Genomic DNA, 9,498 nt, shown 5'->3' with positions numbered 1-9,498 from the left:
GAGATGTGTATAAGAGACAGGTTGCGCGGCACCCGGCTGTCGGTGCGGGCCCAGGGCCGGGCCTTCCCGGCGCGGACCACCCGGATGGACGTGTGTGCCACCCGCACCCGGACCGAATGGAAGCACGCGGACCGCGTCGATTCGCCGCGCCGACCGGTCGCGCTGTGAGCGCCCGCGAACCGGCGCGGGTGCTGGCCCTGTGGTGCCCGGACTGGCCCGCCGTCGCTGCGGCCGCCGCGGCGGACCTGCCCGCGTCGGAACCGGTCGCGGTGGTCGCGGCGAACCGGGTGCTCGCGTGCTCGGCGACCGCCCGCGCCGCCGGGGTGCGTCGCGGTCTGCGGCGTCGCGAGGCGCAGGCGAGATGCCCGGAACTGCATGTGCTGCAGGCTGATCCGAATCGTGATGCGCGGCTGTTCGAACCGGTGGTGGAGGCGGTCGACGCGACCGCCCCCGGTGTCGAGGTGCTCCGCCCCGGCCTGGTGGTGCTCGCCGCCCGCGGTGTCGTCCGCTGGTTCGGTTCGGAGGAGGCCGCCGCGGAACGATTGGTCGACGAGGTCGCCGCTCTCGGCGTCGAATGCCAGGTGGGGATCGCCGACGAACTGTCCACCGCGGTGCTCGCGGCGCGCCGCGGAACGCTGGTACCTCCGGGAAAGGGAGCGGAATTCCTTGCACCGCTGCCCATTTCCGATCTGGCCGTCGAGCCGTCCCTGGCGGCACCGGAACGTGAGGAACTGGTCGATCTGTTGCGTCGCCTCGGATTGCGCACGATCGGGGCCTTCGCCGCGCTGTCGGCCGGGGACGTCGCCTCGCGTTTCGGGACCGACGCGGTCAGGGCGCACCGCACCGCATGCGGACACCCGGAGCGGCCCCCGTCCGGTCGGACGCCGCCCCCGGACCTGACCGTCGAGCAGCGCTGCGACCCGCCGCTCGAACGGGTGGACGCGGCCGCGTTCGCCGGCCGTGCCCTCGCCGAACTGCTGCACGTGCGGCTCGCGGCGGCCGGGGTCGCGTGCACCCGGTTGCTGGTGGCGGCACGCACCGAGGGCGGCGAGGAACTGGCCCGTACCTGGCGCTGCGCCGAACCGCTGACCCCCGACGGCACCGCCGACCGGGTGCGCTGGCAACTCGACGGCTGGCTCACCGGACGCAGCCGAGACCGGCCGACTGCCGGCATCGAGGTGCTGCGGCTCGAACCGGTGGAGGTGGTATCGGCCGGTGCCCTGCAACCGGGACTGTGGGGCGGCGTCGGCGACGAGGACGAACGAGCCCGCCGCGCGCTGGTGCGGGTGCAGGGCCTGCTCGGCGGTGAGGCCGTCCTCGTGGGGGTGCTCAGCGGCGGCCGGGGCCCGGCCGAACGCATCACCCTGGTGCCGGTCGGGGACGAGCGGGTCCCCGCGTCGGACCCGGAGGCGCCGTGGCCGGGGCGGCTCCCGCCACCCGCCCCGGCCATGGTGCTGACCGTTCCGCCGTCGATCGCGCTGCTCGACGACGCGGGCGCGGAGGTCGCGGTGACCGAGCGCGGGTTGCTGAGCGCGGCACCGGCACATCTGCGGTGGGGAAGCCGTGGATGGCAGGTGGTGGGCTGGGCCGGACCCTGGCCGGTCGACGAGTACTGGTGGGATCCGGCCGAGGCCCGGGCGGTGGCGCGGCTGCAGGTGCTGCTCGACGGGTCGCGGGCGCTGCTGGTGATCCACACCTCGGGCGGCTGGAAAGTGGAGGGGGTCTACGACTGAGTAGGCTCGATGTCCGTGGAAACCGTGTTGACAGCCGAGCCGAACGGTGTGGCGATCGCCTACCGCGACTCGGCGCCGAGCGCTCGCGCCCACCCCGTTCCGGTGGTGCTGGTGCACGGCATGGGCGGTGACAGCCGCACCTGGGACCGCTTCGCCCGCACTCTCGTCACCGCCGGACGCCGGGTCGTCGCGATCGACCTGCGCGGGCACGGACGTAGCGCCCGAGCCGGGTCGTACCTGTTCGGCGAGTTCGCCGCCGACATCACCGGTTTGTGCGACCACCTGAACCTCGACACCGTCGACCTGGTCGGTCATTCGCTCGGAGGCCGCACCGGGTCGCTGATCGCCCAAGATCGCCCGGACCTGGTGCGCCGTCTCGTACTCGAGGAATCACCGCTGCCGCTGCGCGCCGGCGATCCCGTCCCGGAGATCCCGTCCCGCCGTCCGACGGTCGCGGAACTGTGGCACGCCACGAGCAGTCTGGTGCGCAACCCGCGCGCGACCATCGCGTTCGACCGGAGCATGACCGCCTCGGCCATCGAACAGTTCCGCACCCCGGACCCGCGGTGGTGGCAGAGGCTGCCGGACCTCGCCGCGCCGACCCTGTTCCTGCGGGGCGCGCGGCCCGGCAGCATGGTCGATCCACACCTGCTCGCCGAGGCTGCCGCGGCACTGCCGAATTGCACCCTCCGCGACATCGCGTGCGGGCACAGCATCCACCGGGACCGTTTCCGCGACTTCGAAGCGGCCGTGCTGCCGTTTCTCATGGACTGACCGTGCGGATCGCGACCTTCAACATCAACGGCATCCGCGCGGCGCAGCGGCGCGGATTCGAGGACTGGCTGCGCGAACGCGACCCCGACGTGGTCGCGTTGCAGGAGGTCCGTGCCCCGGCCGCTGCGATTCCGCCCGGCGTCTTCGGCAAGTACCACTTCGCCTACGACGAGGGCACTCTCGCCGGCCGCAACGGCGTCGGCATCCTGACCGCGCAGCCACCGGCCGCGGTGCGCACCTGGAGCGGGACCGCGTTGCTGCGTGCGCCCGGCGAGGAACACCTCGATCGGGTCGATCTCGAACGGGTGCCGTTGGCGCGCGGGCTGGGGGAGTTCGCCGGCCAGGGCCGGTATATCGAGGTCGATCTGGCCGACGCCCCGCTCACCGTCGCGTCGCTGTATCTGCCGAAGGGTGGTCTTCCGGCGCACCTGCAGAAGCCGGGGCGGATGCGGGAGGCGCCGGACGGCGGCGCCCGATACGAGCGCAAGATGCGGTTTCTCGCCGCCTTCGCGCGGCAGCTGACGCGGTCGCGCCGTGCGGCGAAGGCGCAGGGCCGGGAACTGTTGCTGATGGGCGATCTCAACATCGCGCACACCCGGCACGACGTGCGGAACTGGCGGCGCAGTAATCAAGCCGAGGGGTTCCTTCCGGAGGAACGCGCGTGGCTCGATTCGCTGCTCTCGCCCCGCACCCTCGTCGACGTCGTCCGCAGCCGGTATCCGGGAGTCGACGGCCCGTATTCGTGGTGGTCGTGGATGGGGGAGTCGTTCACCAACGACGTCGGGTGGCGGATCGACTACCACCTCGCGACTCCGGGTCTGGCGCGCACCGCGACCGTGGGGGGTACGGACCGGGAACCGTCGGCGGATCGCCGGATGAGCGATCACGCGCCGGTCGTCGTCGATTACGACATTTGACGCGAACCACCCATTTCCCGTCTGCCGGAGAACGTGGTATTCATCTTTTGGAGTGGGATTCTGCCAGGGGGAAGCGGGTACGTGGTGGCGACATTTGTTCTGGTACACGGCGGTGGGCACGGCGGGTGGTGCTGGGGGCGCTTGGCGCCGCTGCTGCGCGCCGCGGGCCACGACGTCCACACCCCGACGCTGACCGGTCTCGGTGACCGTGCCCATCTGGTGCGTCCGGGTATCGATCTCGATCACCACATCTCCGACATCCTCGCGGTTCTCGAATTCGAGGGTTTGAGCGACGTCATCCTCGTCGGTCACAGCTACGGCGGCATGGTGATCACCGGAGTCGCGGACCGGGCGCCGGGAAGGATCCGTCACCTCGTCTATCTCGACGCCGCGAGCCCCGCCGACGGGCAGTCCCTCACCGACATCGCCCCGGCCCTCATGGAATTCGCGCGCAGCACCATCCGTGAGGTCGACGGTGCCGAACTCGTGTTGTGGCCGGTACCCGAGATGGGGCGGCTGTACGGGGTCACCGACCCCGACGATCTCGAGTGGATGCAGAATCGGCTCACGCCGCATCCGCTCGAGACCTTCGTCCAACCGCTGTTGTTGATCAACGAGGCCGCGATGCGGAAGATCCCACGAACCGACGTCGTCTGCATCTCCGAGCTGAGTGCGATCGAGGGCGCGAAAGAGGGCAGATCCGATGGTGCGCAACGGGTCTGGGAGATCGAGACCGGTCACGATCTGATGATCACGGAGCCGGAGGCCGTCGCCGAGATGCTGCTGAAGGTCGCTGCGCTCTGAGTGGGTCGCCCGCCGCCCGCAGCCGCCGATGAGGCGGACAGCCGCGCGCTGCCGGTCGTCGGCGTCTGTCATCCGGGCGCGCCGATCTCGGTCGGCCATCCGGGGACCGGTGCTTCGACGATGGGCGCCGTCGTGAGAACGTCGGGGAAAGGCTGTTGTGCGAGAGGATATTCCGCGCCGGAAGAGATCCGGGATGCCCGGGTGTGTCGCCTGCTCTCCCACATCTGTCGTCGATGGTCGAGGACGGCGAGCACCACGTCGTTCTTGTACGGAAAGGTTGCGTAGAGGCGTTCGAGGGAGTGGAGACTGAGTATTCTCTACGCAAGGGGCACCGTGAGGAATGAGCATTCTCCGACGGGGTGGGCCGAATGGTCTGCTCACTTCGCGTTCTGGAAAGGCGAACTCATGCCGTACATCACCGTGGGAACCGAAAACACCACCGACATCGACCTCTACTACGAGGACCACGGCACCGGGCAGCCGGTCGTCCTGATCCACGGCTATCCCCTCGACGGGCACTCCTGGGAGAAGCAGAGCGCCGCACTGCTCGCCGCCGGCTACCGCGTCGTCACCTACGACCGCCGGGGCTTCGGGCAGTCCAGTCAGCCGACCGTCGGCTACGACTACGACACTTTCGCCGCCGACCTGAACGTCGTCCTGGAAACCCTCGACCTGCACGAGGTCGTCCTGGTCGGATTCTCGATGGGCACCGGCGAGGTCGCTCGCTACATCGGCCGGTACGGCTCGGCACGTGTGGCCAAGGCCGCTTTCCTCGGGTCGCTCGAGCCGTATCTGCTGCAAACCGACGACAACCCGGACGGTGCGGCTCCACGCGAGTTCTTCGACGGCATCGTCGCGAAGGTCGAGAAGGACCGCTACGCCTACTTCACCGAGTTCTTCGCCGGCTTCTACAACACCGACGAGAACCTCGGTACCCGGCTGAGCGAGGAAGCGCTGCGCAACAGCTGGAACGTGGCGGCCGGATCCGGGTCGTACGCCGCGGCCGCCGCGCCGCTGACATGGTTCACCGACTTCCGCGACGACATCCCGAAGATCGACGTGCCGGCCCTGATCGTGCACGGCACCGCGGACAACATCCTGCCGATCGATGCCACCGGACGCGCATTCTCACGGCGGCTGCCGACGGCAGAGTACGTCGAGATCGAGGGTGCTCCGCACGGTCTGCTGTGGACCCACGCGGACGAGGTCAACGCGGCGTTGCTGTCCTTCCTGGCCGGCTGACCGACGTCCGACCACGAGCCCCGGTAGGTCGTGGTGGGCACTAGCATCGTGCGCATGGCTCTCACCGCATCGGATCGTCGGCTCCTCGGCTCGGCCGCGGTGTTCGTGGCGTCCCAGGCCAACATGGCCCGCGTCCTCGGATCCACGGCCCCGACCGTGGGCGCGATCCAGACCACCTTCTCGGCGGACAAGTACCGGAAGATCCTCGACAATCTCCAGCCCGAGGACCTGCAGCGCTACCGGCAGCACTACTACTGGGACATGTTGCATCCCTTGACCTTTGCGGTCGCATTGCGGGCAGGAGTGCGGTCGCTGGCCGAGCATCATCCGGTGTCGCCGGGCACCCGCCGTACCCTCGCCGTGGCGTCGGTGGCCGCGGCGGCGAGCGACTACGTCGAGAACATCGCCGGGCTGTATCTGCTCGACCACCGCGACCGCATCGACGACACCACGGTTCGTGCCGTATCGACGATCAGCGTCACCAAGTGGACGCTGGCGTTCGGCTGCTTCGCCTATCTGTCCCAAGGATTCCTGCGCGTGTGGACCCGCGCCGGGTTGCGACGTCTGCGCGGTGAGAAGGGCTGAGAAGTTCGTCCGGCAACTCGCCGAGGGCCGACGCTGCCACGGATGACCGCACCGGCGACAATGGCCGGGTGACCATCGCCGCCCCGATCTGCTCCGCGCTGTCCGTCCCCGAGGAGCCGCTGCCCGGCACCGCCGCCACGGCAGCGGGATATGTGTGCCTCGAGGTTCCCTCCGGGTGGGGTCGCGACGTGCTCGACGGCACCGCCCTCGGAACCGAGCTCGCCACCGAGCTGTCCGCCCGCGCCGACGCGGCGGGGGTGCGCATCCAGTTCATCCGCCGTCCCGGCCGCGACGTGGAGCGTCCGACCCGCACCGTGCTGATCGCCCGCACCGAACCCGGCAACACGTGGTGCGAACGCCTCGAGGTCACCGAGCCGGCCGAGCTGCTCGACATCGTGCCCCGGGTCGTCACCGGACCGGCGCCTCTTCTCGGCGCCGCGGTGACCGACCCGATCGTGCTGGTGTGCGCGCACGGCAAACGCGACCAGTGCTGCGCGGTGCGGGGCCGCCCGATCGCGGCCGTCCTCGCGCAACAGTTCGGCGACACCGTGTGGGAGTGCTCGCACACGGGTGGGCACCGCTTCGCACCGTCGATGATCCTGCTGCCCACCGGCTACACCTACGGTCGGCTCGACGCCGCGCACAGCGCCGACGCGGTGCGTGCCGCGGCCGCCGGCGAGGTGTACCTGCCGGGGCTGCGGGGACGCAGCACGTGGGCCGCGGCCGGTCAGGTCGCGGAGATCGCGGTGCGCGAACTCGACGCCGCTGCCGGTATCGACGCTGCCGGTATCGATGCCCTCACCGTCGACGAAGCAGCCTCACCGATCGTGCGTCACCGCGACGGCCGCGCCTGGCGCGTCGACGTCGAGCTGCACGAACTGCCGGCGCGACCGGCGAGCTGCGGTGCCGCGCCGAAGCCGGTGCGCCCGACCGTCGCGTCGAAGATCACCGCGCTGTAGCGGGTGAGATGCGCCTCACCCGAGGCTTCGGATTCGGGAGCGCGACCGCGATCCTCCTAATCTGAATGGTCGTGCCACGAGTAGACCTGCCGATTCCTGCCCCTGCTGCCCCGTGGCCGGCGATGGTGGGAGTACCGAGGCTGGGACGCAAGTGGCCCGGGGTCGCCCGCGCGGCCGTGACCGTCGCGGTGCCAGGACTCGCCGGTGTCCTCGCCGGCGCCGGACCGGTGTCCGCGATCGCGACGCTCGGCGCGTTCGCCGTCGTGTACGGCGAGACCCGTCCGTATCGGGTGCGGTGGCGGGCCGTGGGGATCGTCGGATGCGTGCTCGTCGCTCTGGCCGGTCTCGGAGCCGCCGTCGGGTCGGTGGTGCACAGCGCCGTCGCGGCCGGCGGATCCGCATGGTGGCCGATGCTCGTGGTGCTCACCATGACGGTGGTGGTGGCGTCGTGTGCGTTCGTCGTCGACGCCCTGCGGCTCGGTGCGCCCGGAGCGTTCCTGATGTTGTTGACCCTCGAGATCGCGTCGTCGCTGCCCGTGGCCGGGGTACCCGTGGCGACGATCGTGGGATGGACGGCGATCGGGGCGGTCGCCGCGCTGGCGGTCGCGATGTCGGGTGCGATCGTCCGGCCGCGCACCGCCGAGCGGACCGCGGTCGCCGCCGCGGTCGCCGCGGTCGAGGCCGTGTACGAGGAGAACTCGGCGGCGCACCGTCGCGCTGCGGTGCACGATCTGCACGCGGCGTGGCAGTGCCTGCACGACGCCGGGCTCGTCGGATCGGAGCATCCGCTGGTCCGGGCGCTGCAGAGCGCGCACGCACGGTGCGCGACCGTGCTGCACGGCGTCGATCACCACGAAGCCGACCCCGAGGACGACCTCCGTCCGCAGGTTCCACTGCACCGGCCGTCGGTCCGCTACCGACTCGCGCGTGCGGCGCATCCGGACGGTCGATCCGTGACGGTGGTGCTGCGGCTGCTCGTCGCAGGCCCCGTGGCCGGGGGAGTCGCGGTCGCGGCGGGACTGGGGCGGCCGGACTGGGCGGTCATCACCGCGGCGATGATCCTGCACCAGGGACCGGACCGCATCCTCGGCAGCTACCGTGCGGCGCACCGATTCGTGGGGACCGTGCTCGGGCTGGCGCTGCTCGCGGGACTGTCGCTGTTCGACGTGCGCGGGGCCGCGCTCGTACTGGTCTGCGCCGCGATGATGGCCGGCATCGAGGCGTATCTGGTGCGCAACTACGGGCTCGCGATGGTGTTCATCACCCCGCTCGCGCTGATCCTCGGAGCACTCGGCACACCCGCGGATCTGGTCCTGGTCTCACGGGAACGTCTCGTCGAAACCGTCATCGGTGTGGTCGTCGCATTCGCCGTGATGTGGGGTGTGCTGCCGCGGGCGCACCGCCGGATCCTCGTCGACGCGGACGACCAGGTCGCCGGAACGATCGACCGGATCGTCGCAGCCGACGCCCGCGAGCTTGCCGAACTGCGCCGCGACCTCGAATTCGACCTGCACGCCTCGACCGCCGCGGCGATCACTGCTGCCCACACCGAGCCTGCCTGGACCGCGCGGCGATGGGCGGAACACCGTCGCCTGCACGAGCGCGGCTACCGGATCCTGGCCGGCCGTTGATCACCGCAGCTCAGGACGCGCGCAGACGGGCCAGTGCCGCCTCACGCCGCTTCCACAGCACGGTCTCGTCCGCCACGACGATCACCACCGGCGCCGCTGCCATGATCAGCAGGCAGACGGGGACCGGAACACCCAGTGCACCCGCCGTGACGGCCGCGCCGAGGACCACCAGCGCGGCGACGGTCGTCCCGGCGACTCCGAGGTCGACGCCGACGAGCCGGCTGTACAGGGCGGCAAGCGCCACCAGGTACACCGCGACGGGAATTGCGACGGTCGCGAGCACCGTCATCGTCGAGACGTGCGACTCGTGTTCGAGGTGATAGCCGGCCACGTGCAGTCCCGCGCCGACCGCGGCCAGCGCCGCGAACACCACGATGTGCCCGTATCCCCAGCCGAACGAGCGCGACCTGTGATGGTGTAGCGCGTCGCCGAACGGGTACTGGAAGTACACCCACCACAGCCCGAACGTCAGCCCCACCCCGGCCAGACCTGTGACGGCGGCCGTGACGTCCCATCCCTGCAGGTCGACGACCGCCCCGAGCGACGCGACGGTTCCGACGATCACCTCACCGAGCGCGATGATCGTGAGCAGGCTGTACCGCTCCGCGATGTGGTGCGGATGCCACGGTGTCCGTGCGGTGCGCTCACCGAGAACCGGCCCGAGCAACTCGAGCACGATCAGCGGAACGGTCAGCAGGAACGTCTCCCACACCGGGACGTCGACGAAGATCAGCGTGATCCAGCCGAGCTGCGCGATCGACACGAACCCCGCATAGGTCAGCGCCGTGCGGCGCAGCGTCTCGTTCTGCTTCGCCACGCGCAGCCACTGACCCACCAGTCCGACGCGCATCAC

General features: G+C 70.7%; 9 protein-coding genes. 8 read left to right on the top strand and 1 reads right to left on the bottom strand.

What is annotated here, in order from left to right:
- The first annotated feature begins 164 nt into the window (after positions 1-164).
- From I0Q12_RS15075 to I0Q12_RS15040, 8 genes are all read left to right on the top strand, one after another.
- Positions 165-1,733 carry a DNA polymerase Y family protein gene (locus tag I0Q12_RS15075; protein ID WP_307846253.1) on the top strand — a complete coding sequence of 523 codons (1,569 nt, stop codon included), beginning with the start codon at positions 165-167 and terminating at the stop codon, positions 1,731-1,733.
- 9 nt (positions 1,734-1,742) lie between these two features.
- The gene (locus I0Q12_RS15070) at positions 1,743-2,507 is read left to right on the top strand and encodes an alpha/beta fold hydrolase (protein WP_197252673.1); all 765 of its coding nucleotides are present in this window, start codon (positions 1,743-1,745) and stop codon (positions 2,505-2,507) included.
- A gap of 2 nt (positions 2,508-2,509) precedes the next feature.
- Positions 2,510-3,424 (top strand): exodeoxyribonuclease III, encoded by a 915-nt coding sequence (locus I0Q12_RS15065; RefSeq protein WP_197252672.1) that lies wholly within the window; start codon positions 2,510-2,512, stop codon positions 3,422-3,424.
- An 81-nt stretch (positions 3,425-3,505) separates the two neighbouring features.
- Positions 3,506-4,228, top strand: coding sequence for an alpha/beta hydrolase (locus tag I0Q12_RS15060; protein WP_307846252.1), 723 nt, complete (start codon positions 3,506-3,508; stop codon positions 4,226-4,228).
- Between the two features lie 405 nt (positions 4,229-4,633).
- A complete protein-coding gene (locus I0Q12_RS15055) occupies positions 4,634-5,470 on the top strand; it encodes an alpha/beta fold hydrolase (RefSeq protein ID WP_197252671.1) in 837 nt (278 codons plus the stop codon).
- 54 nt (positions 5,471-5,524) lie between these two features.
- Positions 5,525-6,055: a hypothetical protein gene (locus I0Q12_RS15050; protein WP_197252670.1), complete on the top strand. Its 531-nt coding sequence runs from the start codon at positions 5,525-5,527 to the stop codon at positions 6,053-6,055.
- 68 nt (positions 6,056-6,123) lie between these two features.
- The gene (locus I0Q12_RS15045; RefSeq protein ID WP_307846251.1) at positions 6,124-7,014 is read left to right on the top strand and encodes a sucrase ferredoxin; all 891 of its coding nucleotides are present in this window, start codon (positions 6,124-6,126) and stop codon (positions 7,012-7,014) included.
- 122 nt (positions 7,015-7,136) lie between these two features.
- Complete coding sequence (locus I0Q12_RS15040; RefSeq protein ID WP_231610709.1) at positions 7,137-8,645, top strand: FUSC family protein; 1,509 nt, start codon at positions 7,137-7,139, stop codon at positions 8,643-8,645.
- A gap of 10 nt (positions 8,646-8,655) precedes the next feature.
- Here the strand turns inward: I0Q12_RS15040 and I0Q12_RS15035 are convergent.
- On the bottom strand, positions 8,656-9,498 hold an 843-nt coding region (locus I0Q12_RS15035; protein ID WP_197252668.1), incomplete at its 5' end, for a low temperature requirement protein A.

Source organism: Rhodococcus sp. CX (genome assembly GCF_015865005.1).
In the GTDB taxonomy this organism is placed as follows: domain Bacteria; phylum Actinomycetota; class Actinomycetes; order Mycobacteriales; family Mycobacteriaceae; genus Rhodococcus.
This window is presented reverse-complemented; position numbering and strand designations above follow the sequence as displayed.